Genomic DNA, 16,707 nt, shown 5'->3' on the forward strand with positions numbered 1-16,707 from the left:
TAGGCTGTACTCGCAGAATTTTCCAGGCTTGCAGGAAGGCGTACGTCGGTCATGGCGCAGCAGGACACCGATCAGCAGCACGCGGGCGTGCTCCCCGTCGACGACGAGGGCTATGTCGTCGACACGGAGGACTGCGAGGAGCGCGAGAAGGCCTGGCGGGAGCGGGGGACCTCGCGGCCGATCACGGTCGTCGGCAACCCGGTGCTGCACAAGGAGTGCAAGGACGTCACCGAGTTCGGTGAGGAGCTGCAGCAGCTGATCGCCGACATGTTCGCCAGTCAGCGCACCGCCGAGGGCGTGGGCCTGGCCGCCAACCAGATCGGTGTCGACCTGAAGGTCTTCGTCTACGACTGCATGGACGACGAGGGTGTCCGGCACGTCGGCGTGGTGTGCAACCCGAAGGTGGTCGAGCTGCCGGCCGACAAGCGCCGGCTGGACGACAGCAACGAGGGCTGCCTGTCCGTGCCGACGGCGTACGCGCCGCTCGCCCGCCCCGACTACGCCGAGGTCACCGGCCAGGACGAGCAGGGCAACCCGATCAAGGTCCGCGGCACCGGATACTTCGCACGGTGTTTGCAGCACGAGACCGACCACCTCTACGGCTACCTGTACATCGACCGGCTGTCCAAGCGGGAGCGCAAGGACGCGCTGCGGCAGATGGCCGAGAACGAGCCACGTTACCCGGTGGTCGCCAACGACTAGCCTCCACCGTCTCGCCGAGCGCCCGGCCGGGATCACTCCCGGTCGGGCGCCCTTCGTATGGCCGCGGCTCGCTCGTCCGTGCGTCGTACAACCGGTCCCTTCTGCGCGCGTTGTGATCCCTAATCGGTCATGTGAGGGGGGAATCTCGGCACCTTGGGGTAGTGAGTGGAGCAAATCCGTTCCCATGGCGGTCAGTTGTGGTGCTGAATGGAGAGGGCGGGGATACGCAACGGCGCACGCCCGGCACACCCGAGGGGTGTGCGCTTCAGGCGGCTGAGAGGGGTTTGTTCGTGCAAGCTCTCCCACACAGCACCACCGCAACGCCGACGGCGGTCGTCGTGCCACCCTCACTGGCACTCCCGGTGATCGAGTCCGCCTTTCCTCGGCAACTGCATCCGTATTGGCCGCGGCTCCAGGAGAAGACGCGCCGCTGGCTGCTGGAAAAGCGGTTCATGCCCGCGGACAAGGTGCATGAATATGCCGATGGACTTTGCTACACGGACCTGATGGCCGGCTACTACCTCGGCGCCCCCGAGGAGGTACTGCAGGCCATCGCCGACTACAGCGCATGGTTCTTCGTCTGGGACGACCGCCACGACCGCGACATCGTCCACGGCCGGGCCGGCGACTGGCGGCGGCTGCGGCACCGCCTGCACGCGGCACTCGACGCGCCCCGGCACCATCTGCACCATCCGGACCCGTTGGTCGCCGGGTTCGCGGACAGCGTGGTGCGGCTGTGCGGCTTCCTGCCGCGCACCTGGAACCAGCGGTTCACCCGTCACTTCCACACGGTGATCGAGGCCTACGACCAGGAATTCCGCAACCGAACCGAAGGATACATACCCGGCGTCGAAGAATATCTCGCCCTGCGCCGGCACACCTTCGCGCACTGGATTTGGACCGACCTGCTCGAACCGAGCGCCGGGTTTGAACTCCCGGATGCCGTAAGGGAAAACCCGGCCTATCGTCGACCGGCGCTGCTCAGCCAGGAATTCGCCGCCTGGTACAACGATCTCTGCTCGCTGCCGAAGGAAATTGCGGGCGATGAGGTCCACAATCTCGGAATCAGTCTCATCACCCATGAGGGGCTGAGCCTCGAGGAAGCGGTCGATGAAGTCAGGCGGCGCGTCGAGGAGTGCATCAGTGAATTCATCGAGGCCGAGCAGGAAGCCCTGCGGTTCGCCGACGGTCTCGCCGACGGAACGGTCCACGGAAAGGAATTGAGCGCCGCGGTGCGCGCCTGCATCGGCAATATGCGGAACTGGTTCAGCTCCGTCTACTGGTTCCACCACGAGTCCGGCCGGTACATGGTCGACACCTGGGACGACCGGTCCACGCCCCCGTACGTGACGAACGAAACGGCAGGTGAGAAATGACCGTCGAGTCTGTGCAGCCCCTGACCCCCGAGACCACCGAACTGCGCGAACCGCCCCTCGCGGGCGGTGCCGTACCGGGCCTCGGGCACGGCCTGAAACTGGCCCGCGACCCGCTGGCCTTCATGTCCCGGCTCCGCGACCACGGCGACGTCGTACGCCTCAGGCTCGGCCCCAAGACGGTGTACGCCGTCACCACGCCGGCCCTCACGGGCGCGCTCGCGCTCAACCCCGACTTCAAGATCGACGGCCCGCTGTGGGAGTCCCTGGAAGGGCTGCTCGGCAAGGAGGGCGTGGCCACCGCCAACGGGCCCCGGCACCGGCGTCAGCGCCGCACCATCCAGCCCGCGTTCCGACTGGACGCCATCCCGCACTACGGGCCGGTCATGGAGGAGGAGGCGCATGCGCTGACCGAGCGCTGGCGGCCCGGCGAGACCATCGACTGCACCTCGGAGTCCTTCCGGGTCGCCGTCCGCATCGCCGCTCGCTGCCTGCTGCGCGGCGAGTACATGGACGAGCGCGCCGAGCGGCTCAGCATCGACCTCGCCACCGTCTTCCGCGGCATGTACCGCCGGATGGTCATCCCGCTCGGGCCGCTGTACCGGCTGCCGTTTCCGGCCAACCGCGAATTCAACCGGGCCCTGGCCGATTTGCATCTGCTGGTCGACGAGATCGTCGCCGAGCGGAGGGCATCTGGTCAAAAGCCGGACGATTTGCTGACGGCATTGCTGGAGGCGAAGGACGACAATGGCGACCCCATCGGGGAACAGGAGATCCACGACCAGGTCGTCGCGATACTCACCCCCGGCAGCGAAACAGTCGCCTCCACGATCATGTGGCTGCTCCAGGTCCTCGCGGAACACCCGGAACACGCCGAGAAGGTACGGACCGAGGTCGAATCCGTGACCGGCGGTCGACCGGTCGGATTCGAGCACGTCCGCTCACTCACGCACACCAACAATGTCGTCGTCGAGGCCATGCGGCTCAGGCCCGCCGTATGGATATTGACGCGGCGCGCGGTCACCGACACCGAACTCGGTGGCTATCGCATTCCGGCCGGGGCGGACATCGTCTACAGCCCGTACGCGATCCAGCGTGACGCCCGCTCCTACGACCGACACCTCGACTTCGACCCCGACCGATGGCTGCCGGAGCGGTCCAAGGACGTACCGAAGTACGCCATGAGCCCCTTCAGCGTCGGCAACCGCAAGTGCCCCAGCGACCACTTCTCCATGACCCAGCTGAGCCTGATCACCGCGGCGGTCTCGGCGAAGTACCGCTTCCAGCAGGTCAGCGGGTCGAACGACACGACCCGGGTGGGCATCACCCTGCGCCCGCACGACCTGCGACTGCGGGCGATGCCCTGGTAAGTCACCTGTTACCGGCGTGCGCTCGGGCGGCCGACAGGCCCCGGAACGCACGCCGGTAGGCGTTTTTGGGCGGTGCCGAGCGCCCGGACGAACTGCAAGCAGGCTCAGAAGTCCTCGTCCAGGTCGACGGTGCCCTCGACCGCGACCTGGTACGCCGACGGGCGGCGCTCGAAGAAGTTCGTCAGCTCCTGAACGCCCTGCAGCTCCATGAAGGAGAACGGGTTCTCCGAGCCGTACACCGGGGCGAAGCCGAGACGGGTGAGCCGCTGGTCGGCGACGCACTGAAGGTACTGGCGCATCGACTCGGTGTTCATGCCCGGCAGACCGTCGCCGCACAGATCGCGGGCGAACTGCAGCTCGGCCTCGACGGCCTCCGCCAGCATGTCGGTGACCTGCTGCTGAAGCTCGCCGTCGAAGAGGTCCGGCTCCTCCTTGCGGACGGTGTCGACCACGTCGAACGCGAAGGACATGTGCATCGTCTCGTCGCGGAACACCCAGTTGGTGCCGGTGGCGAGGCCGTGCAGCAGGCCCCGGCTGCGGAACCAGTAGACGTAGGCGAACGCGCCGTAGAAGAACAGGCCCTCGATGCACGCGGCGAAGCAGATCAGGTTGAGTAGGAAGCGACGGCGGTCCGCCTTCGTCTCCAGCCGGTCGAGCCGCTCCACCGAGTCGATCCACTTGAAGCAGAACTCGGCCTTCTCGCGGATGGAGGGGATGCTTTCGACCGCCGCGAAGGCCGCCGCCCGGTCCTCGGGGTCGGGCAGGTAGGTGTCCAGCAGGGTCAGATAGAACTGGACGTGCACCGCCTCCTCGAAGAGCTGACGGCTCAGGTACAGCCGCGCCTCGGGGGAGTTGATGTGCTTGTACAGCGTCAGGACCAGGTTGTTCGCGACGATCGAGTCGCCCGTCGCGAAGAACGCGACCAGCCGGCCGATGAGGTGGTGTTCCTCCGGCGTCAGCTTCGCGAGGTCGGCGACGTCCGAGTGGAGGTCGACCTCCTCCACGGTCCAGGTGTTCTTGATGGCGTCCCGGTAGCGCTCGTAGAAGTCCGGGTAGCGCATCGGACGGAGAGTCAGTTCGAAGCCCGGGTCGAGCAGATTGGTGTTACGGGTGGTGCTGGTCATTACTGGCAGGCCTCGCAGGACTCGGGGTTCTCAAGGGAGCAGGCGACCGCGTCGGGGTCGGTGGCCTGCTGGACGGGGATGGTGGCCGGGGCCTGCGCCTGGGCGGCACGGGCGATCCGGGTCGCCGGGCGGGAGCGCAGGTAGTACGTCGTCTTCAGGCCCGCCTTCCAGGCGTACGCGTACATCGACGAGAGCTTGCCGATGGTCGGCGTCTCCAGGAACAGGTTCAGGGACTGCGCCTGGTCCAGGAACGGGGTGCGGGCCGCCGCCATGTCGATCAGACCGCGCTGCGGGATCTCCCACGCCGTGCGGTACAGCGCGCGCACGTCCTCGGGGATCCACACGAAGTCCTGCACCGAGCCGTTCGAGTCGCGCAGCGCCTCCCGGGTGCGCGCGTCCCACACGCCGAGGTTCTTCAGATCCTGCACCAGGTACGAGTTGACCTGAAGGAACTCACCGGACAGCGTCTCTCGCTTGAACAGGTTCGACACCTGCGGCTCGATGCACTCGTACACGCCCGCGATGGAGGCGATGGTGGCCGTCGGGGCGATGGCGAGGAGCAGCGAGTTGCGCATGCCGACGGACGCGATACGACCGCGCAGCGCCTCCCACCGCTCGGGCCAGGTCGGCTCGACGCCGTAGTGGTCGGGGTGCAGCACACCCTGGGCCGTACGGGTCTTCTCCCAGGCCGGCAGCGGGCCGCTGCGCTCGGCGAGGTCGGTGGAGGCCTCGTACGCGGCGAGCATGATCCGCTCGGCGATCCGCGTGGACAGGGCCTTGGCCTCCGGCGAGTCGAAGGGCAGGCGCAGCTTGAAGAAGACGTCCTGCAGCCCCATCGCGCCGAGACCCACCGGGCGCCACTTGGCGTTGGAGCGGCCCGCCTGCTCGGTCGGGTAGAAGTTGATGTCCACGACACGGTCGAGGAAGGTGACGGCGGTGCGGACCGTCTCGTCCAGCCGCTCCCAGTCGATGTCGTCGGCCGCCGGGTCGACGAAGGCGCCCAGGTTGACGGAGCCCAGGTTGCAGACCGCCGTCTCACCGTCGTCCGTGACCTCCAGGATCTCCGTGCAGAGGTTGGAGGAGTGGACCACATGACCCGGCAGGGCCGTCTGGTTGGCGGTGCGGTTGGCGGCGTCCTTGAAGGTCATCCAGCCGTTGCCGGTCTGCGCCAGGGTGCGCATCATCCGGCCGTACAGCTCACGGGCCGGCATGGTCTTCTTCGCCAGGCCCGCGGCCTCGGCCGCGCGGTAGGCGGCGTCGAACTCCTCACCCCACAGGTCCACCAGCTCGGGCACGTCGGCCGGGGAGAACAGCGACCACTCGGCGTCGGCGTTCACCCGGCGCATGAACTCGTCCGGGATCCAGTGCGCGAGGTTCAGATTGTGCGTACGGCGGGCGTCCTCACCGGTGTTGTCCCGCAGCTCCAGGAACTCCTCGATGTCGGAGTGCCAGGTCTCCAGGTAGACGGCGGCGGCCCCCTTGCGCCGGCCGCCCTGGTTCACCGCCGCGACGGAGGCGTCCAGGGTCTTCAGGAACGGCACGATGCCGTTGGAGTGCCCGTTGGTGCCCCGGATCAGCGAACCGCGGCTGCGGATCCGGGAGTACGACAGGCCGATGCCGCCGGCGTGTTTCGAGAGCCGGGCCACCTGGTGGTAGCGGTCGTAGATGGAGTCCAGCTCGTCCAGCGGGGAGTCGAGGAGGTAGCAGGACGACATCTGGGGGTGCCGGGTGCCGGAGTTGAAGAGGGTGGGTGAGGACGGGAGGTAGTCGAGGCGGCTCATGAGGCTGTAGAGCGACGCGACTTCGTCGGCGGAGCGAGGGGTGTCGTCCTCGGCCAGGCCGCTCGCCACCCGCAGCATGAAGTGCTGGGGCGTCTCGATGACCTTGCGGGTGATCGGGTGCCGCAGGAGGTAGCGGCTGTGCAGCGTGCGCAGGCCGAAGTAGCCGAAGCGGTCGTCGGCGCGGGTGTCGACGAGCGCGTCGAGGCGTGCGGCGTGCAGCCGCGCGAACTCCGCGGTGCGGTCGGCGATCAGACCCTCGCGGTGGCCCACGGTGATCGACTCGGTGAAGGACGTCACACCCTGCGAGGCGGCCTCGGCGCGGATGGAGAGGGTCAGCAGCCGGGCGGCCAGCTTCGAGTAGGCGGGGTCCTCGGAGATGAGCCCGGCGGCGGCCTCGGTGGCCAGTTCGCGCAACTCCGCCTCGTCGGCGCGGGCGGACCGGCCGCGCAGCGCGGCGCCGGCGACCCGGCCGGGGTCGGCGTCGGGGAGGTCGGCGGTCAGCTCGGTCAGGGTCCGCAGCAGCGCGGTACCGGGACCGTCGGTCTCCAGGCCGGTGGCTGAAGCCGGATCTGCTGGCGCGATGGTCACGTGGGGCTCTCCCTCGCTCGGCACGGGGGCCTTGCGGAGGGCAGGGGCAGCCACGAGCGCACAGGGCGTCGCGTCCACCGGCCCATTCCACGAGGCCCGGACGTCTCAGGGCACCCGGACCGGACGGCCGGGCGCGCTGCGGCAGGTCCTCGGACTGACTCCTGTGCGATGCGCTCCGTTTCGGGGGCGGACATGCACAAGTACACCGTTGCGGGACAGTTCCGGATTCGCACCGGATTCCCCTGCGACGACAGCGAGGACGAGCATACATCTAGTGCCGGGCTGTCGTGGCACCCCCAGATGTTGTGTCGCGCCGGTCTCAGAGCGTCAACTGATAGGTGAGCAGAGTGATGTCGAGCAGCTCGGGCATCGGATTCCAGTCGCGCTCGGGTGTGCGAACGAAGCCGAGGCGTTCGTAGATGCGGTGGGCGGCGTGCATGGTGCGCTGCGTCGACAGCACGACGGCCCGACAGCCCTCGACGGCCCGCGCGCGCTCGACGCACGCCCGCACGAGGGCCTCGCCGGCACCGCGGCCGCGGCCCGCGCGCGCCACGGCCAGCATGCGGATCTCGGCCTCCTCGGGGCGGGCGATGTCGGCCATGGGGCCGGGGCGGGGGACGAAGGTGACACCGCCGAGGAGGATGCCGTCGCGCGTGGCCACGAGGACGTCCGAGGCGGCGGCCCGCTTGGCCACGTCCCGGAGTTCGGCGAGGTACACGTCGCCTTCGCCGAAGTCGAGGAGGCCGTCCTGGAGGTAGGCCTGGGCGGTGATCTCGCCGAGTTCCGCGTACTCGGCGGGAACGGCGGGGCGGATCAGTATGTCCATGGTGCGAGTGTGCACGACAGCGGGCCGCCGGAGGTGCTCGATCCCGGCGGCCCGCTGCGGACGGTGACGGGCTACGCGGTCGGTGCCAGCTCCTTCTGCACGCGCGGGGCGCCCGCGTCCGCCGTGTAGTCGTCCGGACGCGTCTCGTCGATGCCCTCGGGGGCCTTCACGGCCTTGAGGACGAAGGTGAGGACCACGGTGACCGCGATGTTCAGGACGAACGCCGTGAGGCCGATGTAGCCGATCTCACCGATGCCGGGGATCTCCTTCGCCGACCCGCCGAAGTGCTGCTGGGTCGGGGAGGCGACGCCGTACGCGGCGACGGTGCCGTACGCCATGCCGACCGCCCAGCCGGCGAGCAGGGCCCAGCGGTGGAACCAGCGGGTGAACAGGCCGCCGACCAGGGCCGGGAAGGTCTGCAGGATCCAGATGCCGCCCAGCAGCTGGAAGTTGATCGCGACCGTCTTGTCCATGGTGAGGACGAAGACCAGGGCGCCGACCTTGACCAGCAGTGAGACGATCTTGGAGACCTGGGCCTCCTGCCGCGGTGTGGCGTCCGGCTTGATGAAGTCCTTGTAGATGTTGCGCGTGAAGAGGTTCGCCGCCGCGATCGACATGATCGCCGCCGGTACGAGCGCGCCGATGCCGATCGCCGCGAAGGCCACGCCCGCGAACCAGTCCGGGAACATGTCCTCGAACAGCTGCGGGATCGCCAGCTGTCCGTTGGTCACCTTGACCCCGGCCGCGATCGCCATGAAGCCCAGCAGGGCCAGCAGGCCCAGCATCAGGGAGTACAGCGGCAGGATCGTGGTGTTGCGGCGGATCACCTCGCGGCTCTTGGAGGACAGGGTCGCGGTGATCGAGTGCGGGTACATGAACAGGGCCAGTGCGGAGCCCAGCGCCAGCGTGGCGTACGTCCACTGGCCCGCCTCCGGCGGCACGAGCGCCCCGCGCGGCTTGCCGGTGGCCGGGCTGACCTGGCTGAACGCGTGGCTTGCCTTGGCGAAGATGTCGTCGAAGCCGCCCAGCTTGATCGGGATGTAGATGATCGCCACCGCGATGACGATGTAGATCAGCGCGTCCTTGACGAACGCGATCAGCGCGGGCGCGCGCAGCCCGGAGGAGTAGGTGTACGCCGCCAGCACGCCGAAGGCGATGAGCAGCGGCAGGTCCTTCACGAACCAGTTGGTGTTCTCGCCGCCGCCGACACCCATCACGTCCAGCACCGCCTGGATGCCGACGAGCTGGAGCGCGATGTACGGCATGGTCGCGAGGATGCCGGTCAGGGCCACCGCGAGCGACAGCCCCTTCGAGCCGAAGCGGCCGCGGACGAAGTCCGAGGTCGTCACGTACCCGTGGCGGTGCGAGACCGACCACAGGCGCGGCAGGAAGGTGAAGATCAGCGGGTAGACCAGGATCGTGTACGGCACCGCGAAGAAGCCGGACGCGCCCGCCGCGTAGACCGCCGCCGGTACGGCGACGAAGGTGTACGCCGTGTACAGGTCGCCGCCGAGCAGGAACCAGGTGATCCAGGTGCCGAACGACCGTCCGCCCAGACCCCATTCGTCCAGCGAGTGCTCGTTGTCGGCCCTGCGCCAGCGGGCGGCGAGGAAGCCCATGACCGTGACGGCCAGGAAGCAGAAGATGAAGACGCCGAGCGTGACGCCGTTGACGCCGTCCTTCACTTCGCCTCACCGCCCTTCTGGGACGTGCGGCCGCGCTGATCGCGCAGCCACAGCTTGTACGCGATCATGGTGAGTGCGGCGGAGATCAGCACCCAGAGCATCTGGTACCAGTAGAAGAACGGGATCCCGATGAAGGCGGGGTCCGTCTTGGCGTAGGAGCCGACCCAGAGCAACGCCACGAAGGGTGCGACGAGACAGAAGGTGATGATCACCCGGACCGGTGTGACGACCGGTGGTCTCACTTCAGGTGTTTCGGACATGCCACGGCTCTCCGTCCCCTCGCTGATCACCTGTGTAATGCGCAGGCAATCTAGGTGACGGTGTCGCGGCAGTGGAAGACCTCGTCCGCATATCGGTATACCGATTCAGCGAACGTCCACGGGCCGCGCCCGTGGCGGGACTTACTCGGCGGGCCGCTTCAGCCGTGCCACGAACTTGTAGCGGTCGCCCCGGTACACGGAGCGCACCCACTCCACCGGCTTGCCCTCGTGGTCCAGGGAGTGGCGGGAGAGCATCAGCATCGGCAGACCGACATCGGTGCCGAGCAGACCGGCCTCGCGCGGGGTGGCCAGCGAGGTCTCGATGGTCTCCTCGGCCTCGGCGAGATGGACGTCGTAGACCTCGGCGAGGGCGGTGTAGAGGGACGTGTACTTCGCCAGGGAGCGGCGCAGGGCAGGGAAGCGCTTGGCGCTCAGATGCGTGGTCTCGATGGCCATCGGCTCGGCGTTCGCCATGCGCAGCCGCTCGATGCGCAGCACGCGTCCGCCGGCACTGATGTCGAGCAGCTCGGCGAGCCGGTCGTCCGCGGTGATGTAGCCGATGTCGAGCAGCTGCGAGGTCGGCTCCAGGCCCTGGGCGCGCATGTCCTCGGTGTAGGAGGTGAGCTGGAGCGCCTGGGAGACCTTGGGCTTGGCGACGAAGGTGCCCTTGCCCTGGATGCGTTCGAGCCGCCCCTCCACGACCAGCTCCTGCAGGGCCTGGCGGACGGTGGTGCGGGAGGTGTCGAACTCGGCGGCCAGCGTGCGCTCAGGGGGGACCGGCGTGCCCGGAGCCTGCGTCTCCGTCATGTCGAGCAGATGCTTCTTCAGGCGGTAGTACTTGGGCACGCGCGCGGTACGGACGTTCGTCCCGGTCTCGTTCTCCGCACTGCTGACGTCGGTGCTCATGCTCTGCCTTCCCGGCTCCGGATGCCGAAAGCGACCGACCTGGCATCGGCCACGGTTCACATCGTGGCACGGCTTCGAGGGGCAGGAGTCCCCCGCACGCTCCGTGATCCCCTCTATATACCGTCGCACCCGCTTTTGGTCTAGTCCATCGGGCGGGCAAGGGGTGCGGCGCGCCCCCCTGCCCGGATCCGGGAGACAGGCCCTAGATTCCCTGCCAGTCCGGCTTGTTGGCGTAGGTGTGCCGGAAGTAGTCGGCCAGCTTCAGCTTGGACGCGGCCGCGTCGTCGACGACCACCGTGGCGTGCCGGTGCAGCTGCAGCGCGGAGGCCGGGCAGACGGCCGCGACCGGTCCCTCGACGGTCGCGGCGACCGCGTCCGCCTTGCCCTCGCCCGTCGCCAGCAGCACCAGGTGCCGGGCCTCCAGGATGGTGCCGATGCCCTGGGTGATGACGTGGTGCGGCACCTGGGCGATGTCACCGTCGAAGAAGCGGGCGTTGTCGACGCGGGTCTGCTCGGTCAGCGTCTTGATCCGGGTGCGCGAGACGAGCGAGGAGCACGGCTCGTTGAACCCGATGTGCCCGTCGGTGCCGATCCCGAGCAGCTGCAGGTCCACCCCGCCGGCCTCGGCGAGCGCACGGTCGTACGCCTCGCACGCCGCCTGGATGTCCTCGGCGGTGCCGTCGGGCCCGAAGAACGCGTCCATCCCGACGCCGAGCGGCTCCAGCACCTCCCGGCGCAGCACCGAGCGGTAGGACTCGGGGTGGTCGGCGGGCAGCCCCACGTACTCGTCGAGCTGGGCGATGCGGGCTCGGGAGGTGTCGACGGCGCCGGAGCGCGCCTTCGCGGTCAGCGCCTGGTAGATGGGCAGCGGGGTGGAGCCGGTGGCCACGCCGAGCAGGGCGTCGGGCTTGCGTCGCAGCAGCTGGGCCATTGCCTCGGCGATCAGCTCGCCGCCCGCCGCGGCATCCGGAACGATGACAACTTCCACGCTGGGCCTGCCGTTCTGAAGTGGGCTCTGTGCGTCTCTGTGTGGTTTAGACCAATCTAACAGAAGCGGGGTGCGGCAACCCAGGAACGAAAAGGTGAAGAGAGGGAGAAAGGGAAGGGAGAGGGATGGGAGAGAGAGGGGGGCGGCTGCGGGAGGTGCCGATGTCCGCGTCCGCGTGCGGGCGTATCGCCGACAATTCTCTAGGGTCCGCTATAAAATGCGCCCATGGTGCAGGGGCAGGACGCGAAAGCGCAGGTCGGCACGGCCAGGGCCCGAGGCCGGCCGCGATCCTTCGACCGGGCCACCGCACTCCGGAAGGCACTCATGGCCTTCTGGGCGCACGGCTACGAGGCCACCTCGGTCTCCGACCTGACCCGGATCATGGGCATCGGGGCCCCGAGCCTGTACGCGGCCTTCGGCGACAAGCGGACCCTGTTCGAGGAGGTCGTCCGGGTCTATGCCGACACGTACGGCGCCTTCGGTGACCGCGCGATCGCCGAGGAGGCCACGGCCCGCGCCGCCGTCGTGCGCATGCTCCACGAGGCTGCCGCCGCGTACACCGACCCCGCGCACCCGTACGGCTGTCTGATCGTGCACGCCGCCACCAACTGCGCGAGCCCCGAGGTCGAGCGGCCGCTGCGCGAGCGGCGCAACGCGAACATCGCCGCCGTCGAGTCCCGGATCCGCGCGGACCTCGCGGCCGGGCTGCTCCCTGCCGGCACCGATGCCGCCGCCCTCGCCCGGCACACCGGCGCCATGATCCAGGGCATGTCCCAGCAGGCGCGCGACGGAGCGAATCGGGAGCAACTGGAAGCACTCGCGGAAATTGCCATGGCCATCTGGCCCCGTGGCTGACCGAGGCGGGCTAGGCTTCGTGGCATCGGGTGCCATACGTCGTGCATGCCGACAAGACCGTGGACACACGCTTGTGGTCTAGTCCACAATCGAACTGAACAAGCCTCCGTCTTCCCCGCACAGGAAGGCGGATCGAGGAACCGGCGCTCTCTGCCCTGACTGCCCCGGCTCCTCGACCTTCGGCCGACCGGGACCGCACACCCCACGGCCGATGATGCTCCGGGCTGCGGTGCCGGGAGGGTTGAGGGTCCCTCCCAGGCGCCGCGGCCCGCGGGTGTTTTCGGCCACCGCAGGCCCGCGGGTACGCTCGCACCGTGCCCTCCATGAACGAGCTGGTCCGACAGCACACCGCCCTCGACGACTCCGACCTCGAGTGGCTCCATCTGCTGGTCTCGGAGTGGCAGCTGCTCTCCGACCTCTCCTTCGCCGACCTCGTTCTGTGGGTACCCACCCGGGACGGCACCCGCTACGTCTCGGTCGCCCAGATGCGCCCCAACACCGGCCCCACCTCCTACCAGGACGACATGGTCGGCCACCTCGTCCCGCGCGGCCGCCGGCCCATGCTGGACGCGGCGCTGGACGAGGGCCGGATCGTGCGTGAGGGCGACCCGGAGTGGCGCGAAGAGGTCCCCGTACGGGTCGAGTCCATCCCCGTACGGCGCGAGGGCCGGGTCCTCGGGGTGATCGCCCGCAACACCAACCTGCTGACCGTCCGCACCCCGAGCCGGCTGGAGCTGACCTATCTCCAGAGCGCCTCCGACCTCGCGCAGATGATCGCGGCAGGATCGTTCCCCTTCCCCGGGCAGCAGGTCGACATGGACGCCTCGCCGCGCGTCGGCGACGGCCTGATCCGGCTGGACGTCGACGGCGTGGTCCAGTACGCGTCCCCGAACGCGCTCTCCGCCTACCACCGGCTCGGCCTCGCCGCCGACCTGCTCGGCCACCACCTCGGGCAGACCACCGCCGAACTCGCACCGACCCGTGGCCCGGTGGACGAGGCGCTCGCCAAGGTGGCCAGCGGCTGGGCGCCGCGCGAGTTCGAGATCGAGGCCAAGGACGGGGTGATCCAGTTCCGGACGATCCCGCTCAAGCCCAAGGGCACCCGGATCGGCTCGCTGGTGCTGTGCCGGGACGTCACCGAACTGCGGCGCCGCGAACGCGAGTTGATCACCAAGGACGCGACCATCCGGGAGATCCACCACCGGGTGAAGAACAACCTTCAGACCGTCGCCGCCCTGCTGCGTCTGCAGGCCCGGCGCATCGAGTCCGAGCGCGGCCGGGAGGCGCTGGAGGAGGCCGTGCGCCGGGTCGGCTCGATCGCCATCGTGCACGAGACGCTGTCTCAGAACCTGGATGAGCGCGTGGAGTTCGACGACATCGCCGACCGTGTGCTGGCGATGGTCGCCGAGATCTCACCGGGCAAGGTGACCGGCCGGCGCACCGGCCGCTTCGGGATACTCGACGCCGAGGTCGCCACGCCGCTGTCGATGGTCCTCACCGAGATCCTGCAGAACGCCCTGGAGCACGGCTTCCGCGAGGGCGACACCGGCACGGTCGAGGTCTCCGCGGTCCGCGGCGGCACCACCAAGGAGGCCCGCCTGCTCGTGACCGTCCAGGACGACGGCGTCGGACTGCCCGAGAACTTCGACCCGCACCGCTCGGGCAACCTCGGCCTGCAGATCGTGCGCACCCTGGTCGAGGGCGAGTTGGGCGGTTCCTTCGACATGGTCCCGGCACCGGAGCGGGGGACCCGGGTGATCCTCGACATTCCGGTGCGGGCGCAGAAATAGCCGACAGCCCGGTGACGAAAGGGCGTTGGGCAAAGACGCGCCGAGCGCAGCAAAAAGCCCCGGACCGCCATGGGTCCGAGGCTTGTGCTCGTTGCTGCTCTGCTTGAATCGCGATGGGGGTCCCCCCGGCTCGAGCACAGCCGAGAGTTGGGGGAGCATCGGGGGATACTGCGCGCTGCGGCTCGGGGGCGGGAGATGCGTGCGTGCTGCACGCGCCGCCAAGCTCAGGCTGTCAGCAGGGGTGGGTATGTCAGGCGGAGGCCTGACGAGCCCGGTTGCGGGCGGCGCGGCGCTTCATGGCGCGGCGCTCGTCCTCGCTGAGACCACCCCAGACGCCGGAGTCCTGACCGGACTCGAGCGCCCACTGCAGACACTGCTCGATCACCGGGCAGCGACGGCAGACGGCCTTGGCTTCCTCGATCTGCAGCAGCGCAGGACCGGTGTTGCCGATGGGGAAGAAGAGCTCGGGGTCTTCCTCGCGGCAAACGGCGTTGTGACGCCAGTCCATGGCTGCTACCTCTCCTTGGTTCCTCTGAACGTATTACGTACAGGTTGCTTGTGAATGTGAACGCTTTCACGAATCCCTCAACAAGTGAAGGGCCGACCGCCGAGTGTTCCCCGGCGTGGTCCTTGGTTTGAAGAGGGGTTCTGGTGATCAGTGGAGGCCGGTGTTGCGGGCCGTCCCGATCGCCACGTAGAGACTCGCAAACCTCAGCGACGGATACAACCCCTTCCGGAAAGTTTTTTTTGATTCCTCGGTGTCGACTAGGTCACAGCCGTACTTCCATGGGGTGGATCCTGGCCTAAACGTTCGAGTGAAAGGACTTTAGCCCGTTCCGCTCACACAATCACACGCAGTGCACGGCGTACGCCTGTGAACGTCACGCTCGTACGCAGCCCGAGGTGGTCACCGTCCATCTGCAGGGGTAGGGGCGCCTTCGAATGCAAGGTGAACTGGTCCAGATCGTGCAGTGAGAGCACGTGCCTGCCATGGGGGCCGTGCTCGGGGGACGAAGTGAGCAACTGGGTGCCATACCGGGCAACGGAGGCCGTCGACAGCCGGCTCAAGCCCAGTACGTCGACGCCGGTGTCGAACGAGGCCTTAGGCGATGTGTACATGGGGCGATTGCCGAGATACGTCCAAGGGGACGTGTTCGAGACTATGGCCACCACAAGATCACCGATCGGGTCCTCGCCGGGCCGCTCCAGCGTGATCGCCCCGCGCCGGCGGTTCTGCTCGCCGACGAACTGCCGGATCACCTGCCGCACGTACAGCGCGTGTGTCGACTTCTTGCCGCGCTCGCGCTGCTGCTCGACCCGCCCGACCACGCCCGCGTCGAAGCCGAGTCCGGCGTTGAAGGTGAACCACCGGTCGGGGACCGCCTCGTCCTCGGTGCCGGGCGTGCCCGACGCCAGACCGAGGCCGACGACCCGCTCGCTGCCCTCGCGCAGTGCGTCCAGCAGGGCGCCGGTGGCCTCCACCGGATCATTGGGCAGGCCCAGGGCGCGGGCGAAGACGTTGGTGGATCCGCCGGGCACGACGGCGAGGCCGGGCAGGCGGTCCAGGTCGGGGCCCGCGTGCAGAAGGCCGTTGACGACCTCGTTGACGGTGCCGTCGCCACCGAGGGCCACCACGAGGTCGATGTCGTCGCTGTCCGCCGCCTGCCGGCCGAGGTCGCGCGCGTGGCCGCGGTACTCGGTGGTGACCGCCTCCAGCTTCATCTCGCTCGCCAGCGCGTGGATCAGGACGTCGCGCCTGCGTGCGCTTGTGGTGGTTGCCGCCGGATTGACCACGAGAAGTGCACGCATGGATGGCAGCGTACCTACTGGGGGGTACCGGGCCCACACCGAGGTAGGGATCAGGTAAGAGGCAGGCACGTGAGCCTGAACACGTGGCGCTGCCGCAGGCCGTCGCCGTGGGGGCCGCGTGCGGTGCCCGGCCGCGGACCCGCACCCCTCGGCCGCCCTCGGGGCCCGACGGCTACCCTGCTGGGGTGAGCAGTGAGCAGAACCCGAGCCCGGACGCCGCCGAAGCGGCCGCAGCCGACGGCCCCCGGCCCCGTCGGCTGACGTACGCCGCCGTGCTGGCCGCCCTGGAAGGCCTCGCGCTGGTGGCCGGTGGGCTGTGGGTGCTCGTGCTCGGGGTCACCGGGGACCCGGACGGCCGGCAGCAGGCCGTGACCCTGGGCGTCACGCTGGTCGTGCTGGCGCTGCTGCCGCTGCTCGCCGCGCGCGGACTGCTGCTGCGGCGCGGCTGGAGCCGCGGCCCGGCCGTGATCACCCAGCTCATGGCGCTGCCGGTGGCCTACAGCCTGCTCCAGGCCGACAGCATGGCGATCCCGGCCGGGATCGCCCTCGCGGTGATCGCGGTGGCCGCGCTCGTGCTGCTCGTCAACGGCGAGACGACCCGGGCCCTCGGCATCAAGGGGCCGGGCCGCGCCGAGTAGGCGGGCGCTGCG

General features: G+C 69.0%; 15 protein-coding genes and 1 riboswitch. Of the genes, 6 read left to right on the forward strand and 9 right to left on the reverse strand.

Annotation, left to right across the window (positions count from 1 at the left end; genetic code table 11):
- The first annotated feature begins 51 nt into the window (after positions 1 to 51).
- From def to AQI95_RS26755, 3 genes are all read left to right on the forward strand, one after another.
- On the forward strand, positions 52 to 702 hold the full coding sequence (gene def / locus AQI95_RS26745; protein ID WP_067128985.1) for a peptide deformylase: 651 nt from the start codon (positions 52 to 54) through the stop codon (positions 700 to 702).
- Positions 703 to 992: 290 nt separating this feature from the next.
- A complete protein-coding gene (gene cyc1 / locus AQI95_RS26750) occupies positions 993 to 2,078 on the forward strand; it encodes an epi-isozizaene synthase (protein ID WP_107121759.1) in 1,086 nt (361 codons plus the stop codon).
- The gene (locus tag AQI95_RS26755; protein WP_067128991.1) at positions 2,075 to 3,445 is read left to right on the forward strand and encodes a bifunctional albaflavenone monooxygenase/terpene synthase; all 1,371 of its coding nucleotides are present in this window, start codon (positions 2,075 to 2,077) and stop codon (positions 3,443 to 3,445) included. Before cyc1 ends, AQI95_RS26755 begins: the two co-directional genes overlap by 4 nt.
- 104 nt (positions 3,446 to 3,549) lie before the next feature.
- Here AQI95_RS26755 and AQI95_RS26760 read toward each other — a convergent pair whose 3' ends face one another.
- From AQI95_RS26760 to nagB, 7 genes are all read right to left on the reverse strand, one after another.
- Positions 3,550 to 4,569, reverse strand: a complete 1,020-nt coding sequence (locus AQI95_RS26760; RefSeq protein ID WP_067128994.1) for a ribonucleotide-diphosphate reductase subunit beta — start codon at positions 4,567 to 4,569, stop codon at positions 3,550 to 3,552.
- A complete protein-coding gene (locus AQI95_RS26765) occupies positions 4,569 to 6,938 on the reverse strand; it encodes a ribonucleoside-diphosphate reductase subunit alpha (RefSeq protein ID WP_067128997.1) in 2,370 nt (789 codons plus the stop codon). Before AQI95_RS26765 ends, AQI95_RS26760 begins: the two co-directional genes overlap by 1 nt.
- Before the next feature lie 123 nt (positions 6,939 to 7,061).
- Positions 7,062 to 7,206, reverse strand: a riboswitch (cobalamin riboswitch).
- Positions 7,207 to 7,257: 51 nt separating this feature from the next.
- Complete coding sequence (locus AQI95_RS26770) at positions 7,258 to 7,764, reverse strand: GNAT family N-acetyltransferase (protein WP_067129000.1); 507 nt, start codon at positions 7,762 to 7,764, stop codon at positions 7,258 to 7,260.
- Between the two features lie 71 nt (positions 7,765 to 7,835).
- Complete coding sequence (gene mctP / locus AQI95_RS26775; protein WP_067129003.1) at positions 7,836 to 9,449, reverse strand: monocarboxylate uptake permease MctP; 1,614 nt, start codon at positions 9,447 to 9,449, stop codon at positions 7,836 to 7,838.
- Positions 9,446 to 9,709: a DUF3311 domain-containing protein gene (locus AQI95_RS26780; RefSeq protein WP_067129006.1), complete on the reverse strand. Its 264-nt coding sequence runs from the start codon at positions 9,707 to 9,709 to the stop codon at positions 9,446 to 9,448. Before AQI95_RS26780 ends, mctP begins: the two co-directional genes overlap by 4 nt.
- Positions 9,710 to 9,850: 141 nt before the next feature.
- Entirely contained in the window at positions 9,851 to 10,615 is a 765-nt protein-coding gene (locus tag AQI95_RS26785; protein WP_067129009.1) for a GntR family transcriptional regulator, read from the reverse strand.
- Between the two features lie 202 nt (positions 10,616 to 10,817).
- A complete protein-coding gene (gene nagB, locus AQI95_RS26790) occupies positions 10,818 to 11,603 on the reverse strand; it encodes a glucosamine-6-phosphate deaminase (RefSeq protein WP_067129012.1) in 786 nt (261 codons plus the stop codon).
- Positions 11,604 to 11,828: 225 nt separating this feature from the next.
- Here nagB and AQI95_RS26795 point away from each other — a divergent pair, with 225 nt between their 5' ends.
- Together AQI95_RS26795 and AQI95_RS26800 are read left to right on the forward strand one after the other, a co-directional pair.
- Positions 11,829 to 12,458, forward strand: a complete 630-nt coding sequence (locus AQI95_RS26795) for a TetR/AcrR family transcriptional regulator (RefSeq protein WP_067129015.1) — start codon at positions 11,829 to 11,831, stop codon at positions 12,456 to 12,458.
- Between the two features lie 314 nt (positions 12,459 to 12,772).
- The gene (locus AQI95_RS26800) at positions 12,773 to 14,248 is read left to right on the forward strand and encodes a sensor histidine kinase (RefSeq protein WP_079071492.1); all 1,476 of its coding nucleotides are present in this window, start codon (positions 12,773 to 12,775) and stop codon (positions 14,246 to 14,248) included.
- Positions 14,249 to 14,498: 250 nt separating this feature from the next.
- Here AQI95_RS26800 and AQI95_RS26805 read toward each other — a convergent pair whose 3' ends face one another.
- Both AQI95_RS26805 and AQI95_RS26810 read right to left on the reverse strand, forming a co-directional pair.
- The gene (locus AQI95_RS26805; RefSeq protein ID WP_003992873.1) at positions 14,499 to 14,756 is read right to left on the reverse strand and encodes a WhiB family transcriptional regulator; all 258 of its coding nucleotides are present in this window, start codon (positions 14,754 to 14,756) and stop codon (positions 14,499 to 14,501) included.
- Positions 14,757 to 15,088: 332 nt separating this feature from the next.
- Positions 15,089 to 16,057 (reverse strand): diacylglycerol/lipid kinase family protein, encoded by a 969-nt coding sequence (locus AQI95_RS26810; protein WP_067129020.1) that lies wholly within the window; start codon positions 16,055 to 16,057, stop codon positions 15,089 to 15,091.
- Between the two features lie 185 nt (positions 16,058 to 16,242).
- On the opposite strand from AQI95_RS26810, the gene AQI95_RS26815 reads away from it, so the two are divergent.
- Positions 16,243 to 16,695 (forward strand): hypothetical protein, encoded by a 453-nt coding sequence (locus AQI95_RS26815; protein ID WP_067129023.1) that lies wholly within the window; start codon positions 16,243 to 16,245, stop codon positions 16,693 to 16,695.
- Positions 16,696 to 16,707 lie beyond the last annotated feature (12 nt).

Origin of the sequence: Streptomyces yokosukanensis, assembly GCF_001514035.1 — a bacterium.
Taxonomy (GTDB): Bacteria; Actinomycetota; Actinomycetes; order Streptomycetales; family Streptomycetaceae; genus Streptomyces; species Streptomyces yokosukanensis.